Genomic DNA, 17777 nt, shown 5'->3' with positions numbered 1-17777 from the left:
CGTGGGCCCGTAGCTCAGTTGGTAGAGCAACGGACTTTTAATCTGTAGGTCTCGGGTTCGAATCCCGACGGGCTCACCACCGCACCTTCAGAAATCGAACCGTGCCGTGGCCGAAATGGCGCGGCCGTTGAGCAGGCGTCCGCGCACGATGCCGCTGGTCGGGATGCGATCCTCGTCGATGCCGGTCAGCGCCACCACGTCGAACAGGTTGGTGGCGTTGAGCGACAGCAGCAGCCGGTCGGTCGCATGGACCTGTGCAAAGGCGTTGGTGGTGACATAGCCCGGCATCTTCAGCAGGTTGACGTCCTGCGCGAAGCTGTCGGTGGTGCCGATCAACACCGCGCCTACCGCGAACCGGTCGGTGCTGATCTGCGGCGTCGCCTGAAAGATCAGGCTGGCCTGGTGACGCGGCTTGTTGCCGTTGACGGTCGGATCCACCCGGTCGCGGACGATGGTGGCGTCGGTATAGGTCGCGCCGCCGTTCAGGCTGAACAGCCCCATGCGGAACCCGCCTTCGAATTCCAGACCCTTCGCATTGTAATCGCGGGCGATCACCGCTCCGGTCGAGGTGTTGATGTTCGAATCCTGCGCGTCGACATGGAAGCCGGTCAGGTTCAGCGTCAGGTTCGGCTGGCGGTATTTCACGCCGATCTCGGCCTGCTTCACCGGGTCGTAGGCGGCGGACGGAATGGCGAGCCGGCCGGTCGCATTGTCGATGACCGAACCGAAGGTGATGCGGTCGGCATTGGCCCGCGCGCCATGGCTGTAGCGGGCGAACACCGCCAGCGGCTCAGCGATGCGGAAGTTCACGCCGGTCGAATAGGACAGGTAGCGATAGCGATAGTCGACCAGCCCCGGTGCCGTCGGGGTCACGCCGACGCGCTGTTCGGGCGCGGAAATCACGCTGTCGCCATCGATGTCGCGGGCGACCTGTCCGACCCGACCACCCCCCAGCTCGACGCCGAAGACCTGCCCCCTCGCACTGCCGAAGTCGTAGCGCAGGCTGCCGCCGATCGACACGCGGCCGATCTTGTAATTGGCCGACGCGAACGGCGCGTTGACGCTGTAGTTCAGCCGCAGGGTGCGGCGCTGCGTGCCCGACAACGGGTTATAGGCATAGATGCCGCCCGCCGTGCGCGCCGCGCCGGCGCTGGTGAACACGTCGAGCAACTCGGCATCGCCGCCGCCCTTCACTTCGGTGATCGCGGTGCCGTACAGGATCGAGGTGTCGATCGCCTGCCGCGCGACATAGAAGCCGGCGGTGGTGGTCAGGTCGCCGTCGCCGACCTTCCACACGCGGCTGGCGCGCAGGTCGTTGGTGACGTTGCCGACATCGGCCTGCCGCCGGTCGCGGATGTTGTAGATGCCGATCAGCCCGTTGCCGTTCAGCGCGGTCGGATCGACGATCGCCTTGCCGGCGTTCGCACCGCTGGCGTAGCGGAAGCTGCCGCCGGTCGCGCCGAGCCGGGCGAGGGCCGCCGCCGGGGTCAGGTACAGCGCGGTGAACGGGCCGACCAGCCCGCCGCTGCGGCTCGACACGCGGAAGCGGTCGATGACCGTCCAGTCGCTGAGCGTCATCGCGGTTTCGACGCCGAATGCCAGTTGCCGGACGTGCTGGCCCTTGCGGATATCCTCGACGATCGGCTGGTTGCGTTCGTCGAGCACGACGAAGGATTGCAGCGCGCGGGTCGACAGCGTGTCGCGGGTCGGATCGAACCCGGCGACGGCGCGAAGTTCGGGGTCGTCGTTGCTGCCGGAAATGCCCAGCGGCACCGAATCATAGGATGGCGAGCGGTCGTCGAGATATTTGCCGTACAACCGGATGTAGCCGCCGGTGAATTCGCGGGTGACGTTCGCCTTGATCTGGCCGCCGCGCTGCCCGTCGAACCCGATGCGGCGCACGCCCTCGCCCTGGCGATAGAAGCCGCCGATATGGAATCGGGTCTGCGCGTCGATCCGGCGACCATAGTCGAAATCGGCACGATATTGGTCGAAGTCGAGACCCGCGCTCAGCGCCACCGCGCCGCCGTCCCGCTCGCCGGTCTTCGATATGAAGTTGATAATCCCCCCCGGCGCGTTCGACGCAAACGTCGAGGCGGAGCCGCCGCGGATCGCCTCGACCTGCGCGAGGTTCAGATCGACGCGGAGCGCGGTGTCGGCGCTGGCACCGACGATGTCGCCGAACTCCATCACCGGCAGGCCGTCTTCCTGCAACTGGATGAACTTCGCGCCCGAGGACGAAAGCGGCAGGCCGCGAATGGTGATGTTCGAGATGCCGTCGCCGGTCGGCGCCTCTGCCAGCACGCCCGGAATGTCGCGCAGCAATTCGCCGATCGAACGCGGTGCGAGCTTGGCGATCTCGGCTTCGCGCAGGACGCTGGTCGAGGTCGCGCTGTCGAGCCGGTCGCGGCCCTTGGCGACGCCGGTCGTCACGGTATCCGCACCCGCCGGTTGCTGCGGCGGCTCCGCAGGGAGCGCCGGTGCCGCGGCCAATACCCATGCCAATGCTGTCGCCGACAAACCCAAACCCATCTTCATCCTCCCCGAATGCTATTGATGCGATCTGGCAGGATTTATTTGTTGTTTGGTTAAGAGCGTAATGGATGGAAATATTGGTCATGAAAATCCAGCGGTAACAGGGACGCTTGATCTTGGCAGGGCAAGTCGTTGCCGCGTTAGGAGCTTGTTAGCCATCTTCCCTTATTCTGATCGCGAGAATGGCATTGCGAGACCGGCGTCCTGACCGGTCCGGTCGGTGCCAACGGCCATGGGACCGGCAAAGGGGGATGTGACCGTTGATGCGGGTACAAAGAGCGATGATCCGGTTTCGGGACGGCTCCACCCGCGCGAAGCTGACGATCGCGTTCGGCATTCTGCTGGCAACCGCGATCGCGATGATCGCGCTGGTCGCGCATCAGATCGATTCGATCCAACGTGCAGCGGACCTGAACCAGCAAAGCGCCAAGATCATCCGCCTGTCGCATGTCGCCGAAAAGGGCGTGATCCGCGTCAACTCGCAACTGCGCGGCGTGCTGTTGACCGGCAATTTCAACTATCTCGACACCTATTACGAAGGGCGCGCGCAGTTCGTCGGGTCGATGCGGACCTTGTTGACGCTGGTCGATCGGCCGGAACAACGCGCCTTGCTGCGCGACGCGCTCATCGCCTTTGCCGATTGGAGCCGGCACTACAGCGACCCGCTGGTAACGATGGCGCGGGAGCCGGGCGGGCGGGAACGAGCGGCGCACGTGCTGATCGCGGCGGGTGCAAAGGCGCGCGTCACATACATCAACAAGATGGTCGAAGCGGTACGCGACAGCGAGGAACGGCGCATCGCCATCCGCGCGGCGGAATTGCACGAGACCATGACCCAGGCCTTTGTCGCGCTGGGCGGGGGCGGTATCGGCCTGATGGCGATCGCGGCGGCCATGGGATGGCTGCTGACGCAGTCGATCGCGGTCCCGCTGGCCCGGCTGACCGGCATCGTCGATGCGCTGGCACGGCGCGATTTCGCGGTCAGCGTACCGCCGGAGCATCGCAAGCGGCGCGACGAGATCGGACGGATCGCCCGGTCGCTGGAGGTATTCCGCGTTGCCGGCATCGAGAACGAACGGCTGGAAGCCGAAGCGAGGCGGTTGACCGACGCCCATGCGCGCGACGCCGAGGACGCGGCCCGGCGCGTCCGGATCGATGCCGAGCGCGACCGCGATACCATCCGCATCATCGGCGCGGGGCTGGCAGCGATCGCACGGGGCGACCTGACCTTCCGCCTGCACGCCGGGCTGTCGGGCGATGCGGCGGTGCTGAAACAGGATTATGATTCGGCGCTGGCGCAACTGGGTGGCTTGCTGGCCAGGGTCGACCAAATGGTGCGGGCGGTCGACTGCGAGACTCGCAGCGTCGTCGTCGTCGCGGAACAACTGACCCAGCGGACCATCGAACAGTCGGACGCGATCGGCGTGGTCGGCGATCGATTGACGCAGGTCACGGCCCTGATCGACCGCAACACCGTCGGGGTTCGGCGGGTCGCCGAGGTCGCGCATTCGACCGGGCAGGCCGCCGAACAGTCGCGCCGGACCGTGGCGGAGGCGGTGCGGGCGATGGCACGGATCGACGAGAGTTCGGAACAGATCGGCGCGATCGGCGGGCTGGTCCGGTCGATCGCCGAACAGACGCATCTGCTGGCCCTCAACGCGCAGATGGAGGCGGCCCGTGCCGGCGCGGCGGGCAATGGTTTCGCGGTCGTCGCACGGGAAGTCAGCCAGCTCGCCACGCGGTTGCGGGTGGCGAGTCACGATATCGCCGAATCGCTGTCCTCCGCCCGGTCGTGCGCGGTCGAGGGTGTCGATCTGGTCGGGGCGGCCAGCGGCAAGCTGGCCCTGATCCTGCGCGATGTGAAGGAGATGTCGACGCTGGTCACCGATCTGGCGGGCGCGGCCGAGCGGCAGGCGCGCGACGTGCAGGACGTGGACGCGCGGATGCGCGACATCGCCGGCGTCACCGAACGCAACGCGGTGGCGGCGGGCGAGGCGGGCGAGACGCTGGCCCGGTTGTTGACCGGGGCCGATGCCCTTGCGCGGTCGCTGGCGCAGTTCCGCATTCCGGGCGCGATCGAACCGGTGGCGCGGCCGGTCGCCGCCTGACGCGATTTGCGTAACGACGGGCATCCGTTTCATCGCGTTCCGCGTTCGGTCGGGCATGGTCGATCCGCTGCACTCCGAACCTCGTCCGTCCCGCCGGTTGCCGTGGAGCATCATCGGCGTCGCGATGGCCGGATGCCTGCTGCTGATCCTGTTCTTTCTGGGTACGCGGGTCGTGGAGGGCGATACCTTCGCGCTAGACCGGCGGTTGCTGCTGGCATTGCGCGGAAGCGATGGCGCACCGGTCGGCTCGGCGCATTTCGCGTCGATGGTGCGCGACGTTACCGCGCTGGGTAGTACGACCGTACTGACGATCGTCATCGTCTTCGTCACGCTGCTGTTGGCCAGCATGGGGCGGTGGCGCACCGGGGCGCTGGTCGCGCTGGCCTGTACCGGTGGCATGCTCGCCAACGTGGCGCTCAAGCATGGGGTGGCGCGGGCACGGCCCGATCTGGTCCCGCATCTGATGACGGAGACGTCGAACAGTTTCCCCAGCGGCCACGCCGCGAATTCGGCGATCGTCTATCTGACGCTGGCGACGCTGGCATGGCCGTTGCTGCAGCGTCCGGCGGCGCGTGCCTGTGCGATGACCGCGGCGGTGCTGCTGGTCGTCGCGATCGGGGGCAGCCGGGTCTATCTAGGCGTGCATTGGCCCAGCGACGTTCTGGCAGGCTGGCTGTTCGGCGCGCTGTGGGCGATCGGGTGGTGGCGGATCGAGTTGCGGGTGCTGGGCGGGCGGTAACGACGGAAACCTTTGCCACGTCGGGTGCGCGGGCGTAGCGTTAGCGCAAACAATATCGTTCGATGCGATCGACATAGGAGAGAAGCATGACGGCAAGGTTCGCTTTGGTCGCGGCGGCGCTGATATTCGGCGCGGGCGCGGCGCAGGCCCAGACCCCCGGCGGCGCGGCCCCGTCGACCGACGGCCGGCTGGGCAACGACACGTCGCGCAGCGCGACCAGCGATCGCGATCAGCAATTCGCGCTCGACAATCTGCGCGACGAAGCGGGCACGACGACCAACGCCCGACCGACGCGGCGCAACACCAATCGCATGGTTCCGGCCGTCGCCGCCGATCTGCTGGTCGGTGCGAACGTGTATGATTCGTCGGGCGCGGCGCTCGGCACGATCGAGGCGGTGAAGCCCGAGGGTGTTCAGCTGCTGTCGGGCGGTTCGCGGGCGATGATCCCGGCGGACGTGTTCGCGGTCAAGGGCAACCGGCTGATGCTGAACGTGACCAAGGCCGAATTCGACAAACAGACCGGCGCGGCGAAATAAGGCGACAGGGGCGGGCGCTGTCCGACACCGGGCAGCGGGACCGGCCTATCCGCCGAGTTGCGCCAGCATCGCCTTTGCCGCCGCGGTCTCGGCTTCCTGCTTCGACGTGCCGGTCGCCTCGACCGCGGCGAGTTTGCCGATCGTCACGCGAACGGTGAAACGGGGAGCGTGGCCGGGGCCGCTCTTGTCGACGATCGCATATTCGGGCGGGCGGCGGTTATGCGCGGCGGCCCATTCCTGCAACGCCGATTTCGGATGGCGCGGTACGCGCAGTTGCGCATCGATCCGCGACGACCAGAGGTTGCGGACCAATGCGCGCGCGGCATCGTGGCCGTGGTCGAGATAGAAGGCACCAATCAGCGCCTCCATCACGTCGCCCAGCACATTGTCGCTGTCGCCCGCGCCATCGTCGCGCGCCTGCTTGCCGAGTTTCAGATGGGGAACGACGCCGATTGCCCGCGCGATGTCGGCACAGACCGCGCCGGTGACCAGCGCGTTGAACCGTTTCGAGAGCGCGCCCTCGCTTTCGGCGGGAAAGCGGTCGTACAGCCATTCGGCGACCGACAGGCCGAGCACGCGGTCGCCGAGAAACTCGAGCCGCTCATAGGTCGCCTGCGCGGTGCTGCCATGGGTCAGGGCCCGCTGATATTCGTCGATGCGGGTCGGGGCGCGGCCCAGCGCCTGTTCGACCCAGCGGGTCAGGGCGTCGCTCAGAAGCCTTCCCCGATCCGGCTCCACCGTGCGGCCGAAACCCACGTCCATGGCAGCAGCCACTGCGCCGAACCATCGGTCGAGAAGAAGTTCACGACCGCCTTGCCCTCGATATTCTGGAGCGGCACGATGCCGATCCCGCCGCCCTCGCGCGCGGGGAAGCGGCTGTCGGCGCTGTCGTCGCGATTGTCGCCCATCAGGAACGCGTGACCGGTCGGCACGGTGAACACGCCGGTATCGTCGGCTTCGGTCGTGCCGAGGTCGAGGACGTTGTAGCTCTTTCCGCCCGGCAGCGTTTCCCGGAATTGCGGATAGGCGCAGACCGGCTTTTCGGCGACGACGCGCTGGAATTCATACGCGCAGTCGGTGTTGGGCGACACCGGCACGACGAAGTCGGGCATACGCTGCTTCGAAATCGCCTTTCCGTTCAGGAACAGCTGGCCGCCGCGCATCTGCACCGTGTCGCCGGGAATGCCGATCACGCGCTTGATATAATCCTGTCTGGCGGTCGGCGGCGCCTTGAACACCACCACGTCGCCCCGTGCCGGCGTGCGCGGCAGGATGCGACCCGGGATCAGCGGCAGGTTCCACGGCAGCGAATAGCGCGAATAGCCGTAGTTCCATTTGGTGATGAACAGATAGTCGCCGATCAGCAGCCGCGGCTGCATCGACCCCGACGGGATCGAAAAGGGCGAGAACAGGAACGATCGGATGATGAACACCACGATCGCCAGCTTCAGCAGGAAGACCATCAGGTCGGCCCCTTCCGAACGCTTCGGCTTGGAGCTGGCGGGAGTCGCGGGGACGGTGTCGAGAGCCATGCTTCGCCCATGCGGGGGGCGGGGCGGGGCGTCAAGCGGTTGGGTGACGATAGAAGGGTGTGGACCTGCCCCGGTCATCCGCCCTAGGGCAGTCGGCAAGTCAACCGACGACAGATGAGGCACGATATGGCGATGCAGGACTGGTCCGCGATCGAAGCGTTGAAGCAAACCGGGCTGACCGAACTGTTCGCGAACGACCCCGACCGTTTGGGCAAGCTGACGCTCGACGTCGGCGGCATCCATTTCGATTTTGCCAAGACGCATCTCGACGATGCCGCGCTCTCGGCCTTTACCGGGCTGGCGACGACGATGGAACTGGCCGCCAAGCGCGACGCACTGTTCAGCGGACAGGTCATCAACGTCACCGAGGGCCGCGCCGCGACCCACACCGCCGAACGTGGCGAGGGCAATCCCGAGGACGTCGCGCAGGCGCGCGCGTTCCAGGCGCGGATGCGGCAGGTGATCGACGCGATCGAGGCCGATGCGTTCGGCCCGGTCCGCCACATCCTGCACGTCGGCATCGGTGGATCGGCGCTCGGCCCCGACCTGATCTTCGACGCGCTGGGTCGCGACGAGGACAAGTACGACGTCGCGATCGTGTCGAACGTCGACGGCGTGGCGATGGAGGAGGCGCTCAAGGGCTTCGATCCGGCCGCCACGCTGCTGGTCATCGCGTCCAAGACCTTCACCACCACCGAGACGATGCTGAACGCCGGGTCGGCGCTGGCATGGATGAGCGAAGGCGGGGTCGAGGACCCCTATGGCCGCGTCATCGCGCTGACCGCCGCGCCGGACAAGGCGGTGGAATGGGGCGTCGACGAAACCCGCGTGCTGCCATTCATGGAGAGTGTCGGCGGGCGCTATTCGCTGTGGTCGTCGATCGGCTTTCCGTTCGCGCTGGCGCTGGGCTTCCAGGCCTATGAAGAATTGCTGGAAGGCGCGGCCGAGATGGACCGCCACTTCCGCCTTGCCGACCTTCACGAGAACGCACCGGTCCTCGCCGCCTTTGCCGACCTGTATTATTCGCAGGTGGCAGGGTGCGAGACGCGTGCGACCTTTGCCTATGACGAGCGGCTGCGGCTGCTGCCGTCGTATTTGCAACAGCTCGAAATGGAATCGAACGGCAAGTCGGTGACGGCAGCCGGCGAGCCGCTCGGCCGCAATTCGGCGGCGATCACCTGGGGCGGGGTCGGCACCGATGCACAGCATGCGGTGTTCCAGCTGCTGCATCAGGGGACGCGGATCGTCCCCCTCGAATTCGTCGCGGTGGTCGAGGCGGGCGACACGCTCGACCCCGGCCATCACCGGCAGTTGCTGCTGAATGCCTTCGCACAGGGTGCGGCGTTGATGGCGGGCAAGCATAACGACGATCCGGCGCGCGCCTATGCCGGCGACCGGCCGTCGTCGACGATCCTGTTGCAGGATCTCGACGCCCGCACGCTGGGGGCGCTGATCGCGTTCTACGAAGCGCGGACCTTCGTGAACGCGGCGCTGCTCGGCATCAATCCGTTCGACCAGTTCGGCGTCGAGCTGGGCAAGGAAATGGCGAAGGCAGCCGATCGCGGTGGTCAGACGTTCGATGCGTCGACCAACGACCTTCTGGCACGGGCAGGACTTGCATGAGCGATTACGAGTACGATCTTTTCGTCATCGGCGCGGGATCGGGCGGCACCCGCGCCGCCCGCGTGTCGGCGGCGCATGGCGCGAAGGTGGCGGTGGCCGAGGAATATCGCGTCGGCGGCACCTGCGTCATCCGCGGCTGCGTGCCCAAGAAGCTGCTGGTGTACGGCGCGCATTTCGCCGAGGATCTGCGCGATGCGAACGCGTTCGGATGGGACGTGCCGGCGCAGTGCAACTTCAGCTGGCAACGGCTGCGCGACAATGTGCTGAGCGAAGTCGACCGGATCAACGGCGCCTATACGGCCACGCTGGAAAATCACGGCGTCGAGATCATCCATGAGCGCGCGACCGTCACCGGCCCGCATTCGGTGAAGCTGGCGAGCGGGCGCGAAGTGACCGCCGAACGCATCCTGATCGCGGTCGGTGCGCGGCCGGCGGTGCCCGATTGCCCGGGTGCCGAACACGGCATCACGTCGAACGAAGCCTTTCATCTCGACGCGATTCCCAAGCGCATCCTGATCGCGGGCGCGGGCTATATCGCCAACGAATTTGCCGGCGTGTTCCACCAGTTCGGCGCACACGTGACCCTGATCAACCGCACCGACGTGATCCTGCGCGGTTACGACGAATCGATCCGCGACCGGTTGCTGCAAATCTCGATGACCAAGGGGATCGAGTTTCGCTTCCACGCCGCGTTCGAGGGGATCGAGAAGGGCGAGGATGGCTGCCTGACGGTCAGGATGTCGGGCCATGAGCCGGTGACGGTCGACATGGTGATGTTCGCGACCGGGCGCGTGCCCAATACCGACGGGTTGGGGCTGGAGTCGGCGGGCGTCACGCTGGACGACAAGGGCGCGGTGCAGGTCGACGATCATGCGCAATCGACCTGTCCGTCGATCTATGCGGTCGGCGACGTGACCAACCGCGTACAGCTGACCCCGGTCGCCATTCGCGAGGGACAGGCGTTCGCCGACCGGACCTATGGCGGCAAGGACGTGACGATCGACTATGACTGCATCCCGGCGGCGGTGTTCAGTCATCCGCCGATGGCGGGCGTCGGCATGACCGAAGGCGAGGCGAAGTCGAAGCTGGGATCGGTCAAGGTCTATCTATCCGACTTCCGTCCGATGAAGAACGTGCTGGCCGGGCGCAACGAACGCGCGCTGTACAAGATGATCTGCGACGACGTGACCGGGCGGATCGTCGGGCTGCACATGATCGGGCCGGATGCGCCGGAGATCTTGCAGGCGGCGGCAATCGCGGTGAAGGCCGGGCTGACCAAGGATCAGTTCGACCAGACCGTGGCGCTGCACCCGACCATGGCCGAAGAACTGGTGCTGATGAAGTAGGGTAGTGGTGGGCCGTTCCGGCTCGCTGGCGCGAGCGGAACGCCAAATCCTCCCGGCAAGGGGGAGGGGGACCAGCGAAGCTGGTGGAGGGGGGCGTCCACGTAACGCTACCGTTCCGTATGCGGACAACCCCCTCCACCGTCCTGCGGACGGTCCCCCTCCCCGCGGAGCGGGGAGGAACTTAGCCTTCCGCCAGAATCGCATCGGCCTCGGTCATTCGCTCATCCCCGACGCGCTCGCCGATCACCGTCGTCACCGCGACGTTCATCGTGACATTCCCCAGCGTCCGCACGATATCCGGCAATGTCTCCACCGCGACCAGCAGCGCCAGTGGTTCGACCGGCACGCCCATCGCCACCGCGATCGGCGCGATCGAGGAGACGAAGCTGATTTGCCCCGGCAAACTCGCCGCGCCCATCGTGGTGATCGCCCCCGCCGCGATCCCCGCTGCGATCTGTCCGGCGCCCAGCGGTACGCCGAACACATGCGCGACATAGAGCGCGACGCCGAGGTTCATCGCCGGCCCCGTCGCGCGAAACAGTGCCACCGCCATCGGCAGCACCACGCCCGAGGTCGCAACGGGTACGCCGAGGTCGCCCGACCCCTTGAGCATCGCCGGCAATGACGCGAGCGAGCTTTGCGTCGAGATCGCGACGGCCTGTGCCGGGGCGGTGCCTTTCAGGAAACGGCCGATCGACACCCGTCCGCCGAACCGCGCGAGCGGATAGGCAAGCAGCCAGATCGACAGGCCGACCGCCATCAGCACCAGCACATAATGGACCAGCGCCCCGAACGCGGCGGTGCCGGCGCGCGCGCCGACGACATACCCCAGCGCGAACACGCCGATCGGTCCCAGCCACAATACCCAGTTGATGACGATCAGCATCGTGTCGGCGATCGCCTGGAACAACCGGACCAGCACATGGCGATTGTCCTGCGGCAACCGGGTCATCGCGAAGCCGAACACCAGCGTGAACAGGATCAGCGGCAGGAACTGGTCGTTCGCCGCTGCCGATACCGGATTGGTCGGCACGATCGCGACGAGGAAATCGGTGAAGGGCGGGACCTTCGCCGCCGGGGCGGCGGTGCCGAAGGTCGCCCGCAGCGCCTGCGCCGCGGTTTCGCCGAGCGGGAAGAAATAGAGCAGCGACAGCGTGACCAGCGCCCCCAGCGCCGACGATGTCCACAGGATGACGATGAACAGCAGCAACGACCGCGTCGCGATCCGCCCGGCCCGCGCCGCCTCCGCCGTCTGTGCGATGCCGGTGATGAGCAGCGCCACCACCAGCGGCACGATCGTCATGCGCAGCGCGTTCAGCCATGCGGTCCCGATCGGTTCGGCGATGGCGATGCCCGACAGCGCGGTGTCGGGCGATTGCCCGGCCAGTACGATGCCCAGCGCCAGCCCGGCACCCAATCCCGCCAAAATTCGTGTCGCCTGCGACATGCTCGCCCTTTTAACAAAGTGGCGGTAATAGCCGCGCCACGCAAAGGCTCAACCTGAAGGCGTATGGGACGATGGCAAGGAAATATTTCGGTACCGACGGCATACGTGGCCTGACCAACACCAAGCCGATGACCGCCGAGATGGCGATGCGGATCGGCATGGCCGCCGGCGCGCATTTCCGGCGCGGCGATCACCGCCACCGCGTGGTGATCGGCAAGGACACGCGGCTGTCGGGCTATATGCTCGAAAACGCGATGGTCGCGGGCTTCACCTCGGTCGGCATGGACGTGGTGCTGGTCGGGCCGATGCCGACCCCGGCGGTCGCGATGCTGACCCATTCGATGCGCGCCGACATGGGCGTCATGATCTCCGCCAGCCACAACCCGTTCCACGACAATGGCATCAAGCTGTTCGGGCCGGACGGGTACAAGCTGTCGGATGCCGACGAACTGGCGATCGAGGCGTTGATCGACAGCGACGAGATCGAGCTGTCGGCGCCGGGCGATATCGGCCGCGCCAAGCGGATCGAGGACGCGCGCGGCCGCTACATCCACTTCGCCAAGGCGACGTTCCCCGAAAACCTCCGGCTCGACGGGATGAAGCTGGTGCTCGATTGCGCCAATGGTGCGGCGTACAACGTCGCACCTGCTGCCCTGTGGGAATTGGGGGCGGAGGTGATCGCGATCGGCGTGATGCCGGATGGCAAGAACATCAACGACCGCGTCGGATCAACCGCGCCGCAACTGCTTTCCGAAACGGTCGTGGCATCGGGTGCGCAGATCGGCATCGCGCTGGACGGGGATGCCGACCGTCTTATCGTTGTCGATGAAGCGGGCCGAGTGATCGATGGCGACCAGTTGATGGCGACGATCGCCGCCAGCTGGGCACGCGCCGGGCGGCTGAAGGGCGGCGGGCTGGTCGCGACGGTCATGTCGAATCTGGGGCTGGAGCGGCATCTGTCGGCGCAGGGGCTGGGGCTGGTCCGCACCGCGGTCGGCGACCGGCACGTCCTCGAAAAGATGCGGACGTCGGGCTATAATGTCGGCGGCGAACAGTCGGGGCATATCATCCTGTCCGACTATGCGACGACCGGCGACGGGCTGGTCGCGGCGTTGCAGGTGCTGGCCGAAGTGCAACGCGCCGGGGCGCCGGCCAGCGAAGTGCTGCACCGGTTCGACCCGTTGCCGCAATTGCTCAAGAATGTCCGCTTTGCCGGCGGCAAGCCGCTCGACGATCCGCGCGTCAGGGATGTCGTGGCGGGGGTCGAGGCCGAACTGGCCGGGCGCGGGCGGCTGGTGCTGCGGGCTTCGGGGACCGAGCCGGTGATCCGGGTCATGGCCGAGGGTGACGATGCCGGGCATGTCGAACAGGTCGTCGATCGCATCTGCGACGCGGTGCGGCAGGCGGCGGCCTGATGCTGGACATGAAGCCCGCGTGCGAACGCTGCGCCGCGCCGTTGCCGGCCGCAGCGCACGGCGCGTTCATCTGTTCGCGCGAATGCACCTTTTGCGCCGATTGCGCGGACGAACTGGATGAGGTGTGCCCGAACTGCAAAGGCGAGTTGGTCGACCGACCGACGCGCCGCAAATAATCCTCCCCGGCACGGGGAGGGGGACCGTCCGCAGGACGGTGGAGGGGGACGTCGGCACACGGGCCGGTAGCGTTGCGTGGCACGCCCCCTCCACCAGCTTCGCTGGTCCCCCTCCCCGCAGGCGGGGAGGACTTTTAACGGCTCCTTACCGCTGCTAACGCCAACCCCATGACCACACCCCGCATTCTGATCGTCGCCGGCTCCGACTCCGGCGGGGGCGCCGGTATCCAGGCGGATATCAAGACCGCGACGATGCTCGGCTGCCACGCCATGACCGCGATCACTGCGATCACCGCGCAGAACACGCTGGGCGTCGATGCCGTCCATGCCGTCCCGACCGACATGGTCATGGCGCAGATCGATGCGGTGGTCCGCGATATCGGGGTCGATGCGATCAAGATCGGCATGATCGGATCGGCGCGCACTGCCCATGCGCTGGCCGACCGGTTGCGTGACCTGCCCGGCATTCCCGTCGTCTTCGACCCGGTGATGATCGCGACCAGCGGCGCGCGGCTGGCCGACGAAGCCACGGTCGCGGCGTTCGAACGGCTGATGGCGGTGGCGACGGTAGCGACGCCCAACCTGCCCGAACTGAAGGCGCTGGGCGGGGCCGATGCGGTGCAGGGTCACGGCTGCGCGCTGCTGGAAAAGGGCGGGCATGGCGAGGGCGAAGTCGTGATCGACCGCCTGCACCAGCGCAAACCCGGCACCGCGCCGCTGGTCGAATGGTCGGCACCGCGCGTCGACGGCATGGCGACGCACGGCACCGGCTGTACGCTGTCGACCGCCATCGCGTGCGAACTCGCGAAGGAATGGACGCTGGCCGAAGCGATCGGCCGCGCGCGCAGCTTCGTGCGCATCGCCATGCTGGGGGCCGACGAACTGGGGCGCGGGGCGGGGCCGATGGCGCAGCAGGGCGTTCGGCTCGACCTCAACCAGTCGCGCTGGTCGCCGATGCTGAACCAGGTGACGGTGCCCGCCAACGACGTGCCGGTCAGCGAGCATTTCTATCGCCTGCTCGGCCTGAAACCCATCGTTCGCTCCAGCCGCCGCTATGCCCGGTTCGAGACCGAGGGCGGGGCGACCTTCTCCATCGAGATGACCGAGGAACGCAAGGTGCCGGCGGTCTATTTCGAGGTCGGCGATCTCGACGTGATCGTCCATTATCTGCGCGGGCAGGGCGTATCGTTCGCGCAGGAGCCGATCGACCGGCCATGGGGTTGGCGCGAGGCGCGGCTGTTCGATCCGGCGGGTAACGAGGTCTGCCTGTATCAGGCGGGTGAGATGCGGCGTTTTCCGCCATGGCGCATCGCCGATGCCTGACTGGAGCCACGAGGCGCGCCATGTCGGGCCGGTGGCGGGGGTGGACGAAGCGGGTCGCGGCCCGCTGGCCGGACCGGTGGTCGCGGCGGCGGTGGTGCTCGACCGCGATTGCATCCCCGACGGCCTCAACGATTCGAAGCAGTTGAGCGCGAAGCGCCGTGCCGACCTTCACGCCCGGCTGCTCGACTGCGCGACGATCGGCGTCGGCATCGCGACCGTCGAGGAAATCGACCGGTTGAACATCCTGTGGGCAACGATGCTCGCCATGGAACGCGCCGTCGATGCGCTCGGCATGGCGTGTGGTATGGTGCTGGTCGATGGCAATCGCTGTCCCAACTGGTCGCACCCGAGCGTCGCGGTGATCGGCGGCGATGCGATCAGCCTGTCGATCGCGGCGGCGTCGATCGTCGCCAAACAGACCCGCGATGCGGTGATGATAGAGGCGGACGTGCGGCATCCGGGGTACGGATGGGCGTCGAACAAGGGGTACGGGGCGAAGGTGCATCTGGAGGCGCTCCGGACGCTCGGCCCGACGCCGCTGCACCGCCGGAGCTTCGCGCCGGTCGCGCAGGCGATGCTGCTTTAATTCCTCCCGGTGCCGGGGAGGATTTGCGACGAACCGTTTCCTACCACATCTTGAGTCCTGCCGACTCCGGCAGACTCAACATCTGCTCTTCCGCGACTCGATTCGTCGCCGGAACGAATCCGGCACGGGACGAGAGTCAAGCATTCCCTCTTGACCGCGACTCGCCGATTCCCCGAAATGGAGCCGATTCAAGGGGGACTGGCGACGATGGTAGCGACAAAAATCCGGGCAAAGGCCCCCGCGACGGTCACGCTGCCGCTCGACCGTATTCTGATGGACGATTGCATCGACGCGATGCGCTCGCTCCCGGCGAACTCGATCGACTGCATCTTCGCCGATCCGCCCTACAATCTGCAACTGGGCGGCGACCTGCTGCGGCCCGATGGCAGCCAGGTCGATGCGGTCGACGACGATTGGGACAAGTTCGACAGCTTCGCCGCCTATGACAAGTTCAGCCGCGACTGGCTGACCGAGGCGCGTCGTATCCTGAAGCCCGCGGGTACGATCTGGGTCATCGGCAGCTATCATAATATCTACCGCGTCGGATCGATCGTACAGGATCAGGGCTTCTGGATCCTGAACGACATCGTGTGGCGCAAATCGAACCCGATGCCCAATTTCAAGGGCACGCGCTTCACCAACGCGCATGAGACGATGATCTGGGCATCGATGGGTGAGAAGGCGCGCTACACCTTCAACTATCGCCAGATGAAGACGCTGAACGACGAACTGCAGATGCGGTCCGACTGGGAATTTCCGATCTGCGGCGGGCCGGAGCGGCTGCGCAAGGACGGGACCAAGGTCCATCCGACCCAGAAGCCCGAGGCTTTGCTGTACCGCGTGCTGCTGGCATCGACCAATCCCGGCGACGTCGTGCTCGACCCGTTCTTCGGCACCGGCACGACCGGTGCGGTCGCCAAGCGGCTGGGACGGCATTTCATCGGTATCGAGCGCGACGCGACCTATGTCGAGGCGGCGACGGCGCGGATCGAGGCGGCGCTGCCACTCGACGAATCGGCGATCCGGGCAATGCGCGCGCCGACCAGGCCGCCGCGCGTGGCGTTCGGGGTGCTGGTCGAAAACGGCCTGCTGCCCGCCGGGTCGATCGTGACCGATGCGAAGCGCCGGTTCCGCGCGACGGTGCTGGCCGATGGCTCGTTGCTGTCCGATTGCGGTGCGGCCGGGTCGATCCACAAGCTCGGTTCGACGTTGCAACATGCGCCGACGTGCAATGGCTGGACCTTCTGGCATAGCGAGGGGCCGAACGGGCTGACCCCGGTCGATGCGCTGCGCCAGCAATGGCTGCTCGCGACGCAGCCCTGATGTATCTCCGCCCGGTCCGTTTCGTCGACACGCCGGTCGGGTTGCCCGATGGTGGCGCGCTGCGGCTGGCGGGCGGGATGCTGTGGTTCGCCGCCTATGAGGTGCGCGAACGTGGAGGCGCGCGGTCGGTCGTCCCGGTCGAGGCGTTCGAACCATGGGTGGCCAGCCTGTCGCCGGCCAAGGCCGAACGGGCGCGGCTGCTGCACCGACGGATCACCTCGCCCCGTACGCCGCTGATGCTCGGCGACCGCGTGCTGCGCTTCGATCAGCCGCAGGTCATGGTGATCCTGAACGTTACCCCGGACAGTTTTTCCGATGGCGGACGCCATGTCGACGATCCCGCCGGCGCGGCGGCGGTCGGCGTCGCGATGGCGGCGGCGGGGGCGGCGCTGATCGATCTGGGCGGCGAATCGACCCGGCCGGGGGCGGCGACGGTTTGGGAGGGCGATGAGATCGCCCGCGTCGTGCCGGTCGTCGAACGGCTGGCGGCGGCGGGGGTCGCGATCTCGGTCGACACGCGCAAGGCGGCGGTGATGGCGGCGACGCTGGCGGCGGGCGCGCATCTGGTCAACGATGTCGCCGCGCTCGCCTATGATCCGCGCGCGCTGGACGTAGTAGCGGCGAGCGGCTGCCCGGTGGTGCTGATGCATTCGCCCGCCCCGGCACAGGGCCCGCATGGCTGCGGCGGCTATCGCGACCCGCTGCTCGACGTGTTCGACTGGCTGGAGGCGCGGGTCGAGGCGGTCGTCGCCGCCGGAGTCGACCGGGCGAAGATCGTGGTCGATCCCGGCATCGGTTTCGGCAAGGCGCTGTCGGACAATCTGGCGCTGGTGAACGGGCTGGCGCTGTTCCATGGCCTTGGCTGTCCGGTGATGCTGGGTGCCAGTCGCAAGCGGATCATCGGTGCGCTGTCGAACGAGGCACCGGCCGACCAGCGGCTGGGCGGATCGGTCGCGCTGGCGCTGGCCGGGGTCGAGCGCGGCGCGCAGATCGTGCGGGTCCACGACGTGGCGGAAACGGTGCAGGCGATCCGGGTATGGCGCGGCTTGCGCGATGCGGCCTTGGTCGCGCCATAGGGCGTCCGCTAT

The 17777-nt window shown here is 67.2% G+C and carries 15 protein-coding genes and 1 tRNA gene; 12 read left to right on the top strand and 4 right to left on the bottom strand.

The window, feature by feature from the left end; genetic code table 11:
- The first annotated feature begins 3 nt into the window (after nucleotides 1-3).
- Nucleotides 4-79: transfer RNA gene (locus ASE90_RS03565), tRNA-Lys, on the top strand.
- Between the two features lie 8 nt (nucleotides 80-87).
- Here the strand turns inward: ASE90_RS03565 and ASE90_RS03560 are convergent.
- A complete protein-coding gene (locus ASE90_RS03560) occupies nucleotides 88-2532 on the bottom strand; it encodes a TonB-dependent receptor domain-containing protein (RefSeq protein ID WP_055997218.1) in 2445 nt (814 codons plus the stop codon).
- A gap of 284 nt (nucleotides 2533-2816) precedes the next feature.
- On the opposite strand from ASE90_RS03560, the gene ASE90_RS03555 reads away from it, so the two are divergent.
- The 3 genes from ASE90_RS03555 (at nucleotide 2817) to ASE90_RS03545 (ending at nucleotide 5918) form a co-directional block, all read left to right on the top strand.
- Nucleotides 2817-4643 carry a methyl-accepting chemotaxis protein gene (locus ASE90_RS03555; RefSeq protein WP_055996003.1) on the top strand — a complete coding sequence of 609 codons (1827 nt, stop codon included), beginning with the start codon at nucleotides 2817-2819 and terminating at the stop codon, nucleotides 4641-4643.
- A 55-nt stretch (nucleotides 4644-4698) separates the two neighbouring features.
- On the top strand, nucleotides 4699-5382 hold the full coding sequence (locus ASE90_RS03550) for a phosphatase PAP2 family protein (RefSeq protein WP_162235041.1): 684 nt from the start codon (nucleotides 4699-4701) through the stop codon (nucleotides 5380-5382).
- An 86-nt stretch (nucleotides 5383-5468) separates the two neighbouring features.
- Complete coding sequence (locus ASE90_RS03545) at nucleotides 5469-5918, top strand: hypothetical protein (protein WP_156357708.1); 450 nt, start codon at nucleotides 5469-5471, stop codon at nucleotides 5916-5918.
- Between the two features lie 45 nt (nucleotides 5919-5963).
- Here ASE90_RS03545 and rnc read toward each other — a convergent pair whose 3' ends face one another.
- Both rnc and lepB read right to left on the bottom strand, forming a co-directional pair.
- The gene (gene rnc, locus ASE90_RS03540) at nucleotides 5964-6680 is read right to left on the bottom strand and encodes a ribonuclease III (protein WP_082449367.1); all 717 of its coding nucleotides are present in this window, start codon (nucleotides 6678-6680) and stop codon (nucleotides 5964-5966) included.
- Entirely contained in the window at nucleotides 6629-7450 is an 822-nt protein-coding gene (gene lepB / locus ASE90_RS03535; RefSeq protein ID WP_055995995.1) for a signal peptidase I, read from the bottom strand. Before lepB ends, rnc begins: the two co-directional genes overlap by 52 nt.
- 114 nt (nucleotides 7451-7564) lie before the next feature.
- On the opposite strand from lepB, the gene pgi reads away from it, so the two are divergent.
- Nucleotides 7565-9073 (top strand): glucose-6-phosphate isomerase, encoded by a 1509-nt coding sequence (gene pgi / locus ASE90_RS03530; protein WP_235531636.1) that lies wholly within the window; start codon nucleotides 7565-7567, stop codon nucleotides 9071-9073.
- A complete protein-coding gene (gene gorA / locus ASE90_RS03525; protein ID WP_055995992.1) occupies nucleotides 9070-10419 on the top strand; it encodes a glutathione-disulfide reductase in 1350 nt (449 codons plus the stop codon). The genes pgi and gorA overlap by 4 nt, the downstream gene beginning before the upstream one ends.
- Nucleotides 10420-10600: 181 nt before the next feature.
- On the opposite strand, the gene ASE90_RS03520 is transcribed toward gorA, so the two are convergent.
- Nucleotides 10601-11866 (bottom strand): dicarboxylate/amino acid:cation symporter, encoded by a 1266-nt coding sequence (locus ASE90_RS03520; protein ID WP_055995991.1) that lies wholly within the window; start codon nucleotides 11864-11866, stop codon nucleotides 10601-10603.
- Nucleotides 11867-11937: 71 nt separating this feature from the next.
- On the opposite strand from ASE90_RS03520, the gene glmM reads away from it, so the two are divergent.
- The 6 genes from glmM (at nucleotide 11938) to folP (ending at nucleotide 17765) form a co-directional block, all read left to right on the top strand.
- Nucleotides 11938-13281, top strand: a complete 1344-nt coding sequence (gene glmM / locus ASE90_RS03515; RefSeq protein WP_055995989.1) for a phosphoglucosamine mutase — start codon at nucleotides 11938-11940, stop codon at nucleotides 13279-13281.
- Nucleotides 13281-13457 carry a DUF1272 domain-containing protein gene (locus ASE90_RS18910; protein ID WP_082449364.1) on the top strand — a complete coding sequence of 59 codons (177 nt, stop codon included), beginning with the start codon at nucleotides 13281-13283 and terminating at the stop codon, nucleotides 13455-13457. The genes glmM and ASE90_RS18910 overlap by 1 nt, the downstream gene beginning before the upstream one ends.
- A gap of 168 nt (nucleotides 13458-13625) precedes the next feature.
- Nucleotides 13626-14780: a bifunctional hydroxymethylpyrimidine kinase/phosphomethylpyrimidine kinase gene (gene thiD, locus ASE90_RS03510; RefSeq protein ID WP_055995986.1), complete on the top strand. Its 1155-nt coding sequence runs from the start codon at nucleotides 13626-13628 to the stop codon at nucleotides 14778-14780.
- Entirely contained in the window at nucleotides 14773-15366 is a 594-nt protein-coding gene (locus ASE90_RS03505; RefSeq protein ID WP_055995984.1) for a ribonuclease HII, read from the top strand. The genes thiD and ASE90_RS03505 overlap by 8 nt, the downstream gene beginning before the upstream one ends.
- 207 nt (nucleotides 15367-15573) lie before the next feature.
- The gene (locus tag ASE90_RS03500; RefSeq protein WP_055997209.1) at nucleotides 15574-16689 is read left to right on the top strand and encodes a site-specific DNA-methyltransferase; all 1116 of its coding nucleotides are present in this window, start codon (nucleotides 15574-15576) and stop codon (nucleotides 16687-16689) included.
- On the top strand, nucleotides 16665-17765 hold the full coding sequence (gene folP / locus ASE90_RS03495; RefSeq protein WP_235531635.1) for a dihydropteroate synthase: 1101 nt from the start codon (nucleotides 16665-16667) through the stop codon (nucleotides 17763-17765). Before ASE90_RS03500 ends, folP begins: the two co-directional genes overlap by 25 nt.
- Nucleotides 17766-17777: the final 12 nt, after the last annotated feature.

Source organism: Sphingomonas sp. Leaf67 (assembly GCF_001421965.1).
Taxonomy (GTDB): Bacteria; Pseudomonadota; Alphaproteobacteria; order Sphingomonadales; family Sphingomonadaceae; genus Sphingomonas.
Note: the sequence above shows the minus strand (reverse complement) of the source record. Positions and strands in the feature narration are given on the sequence as shown.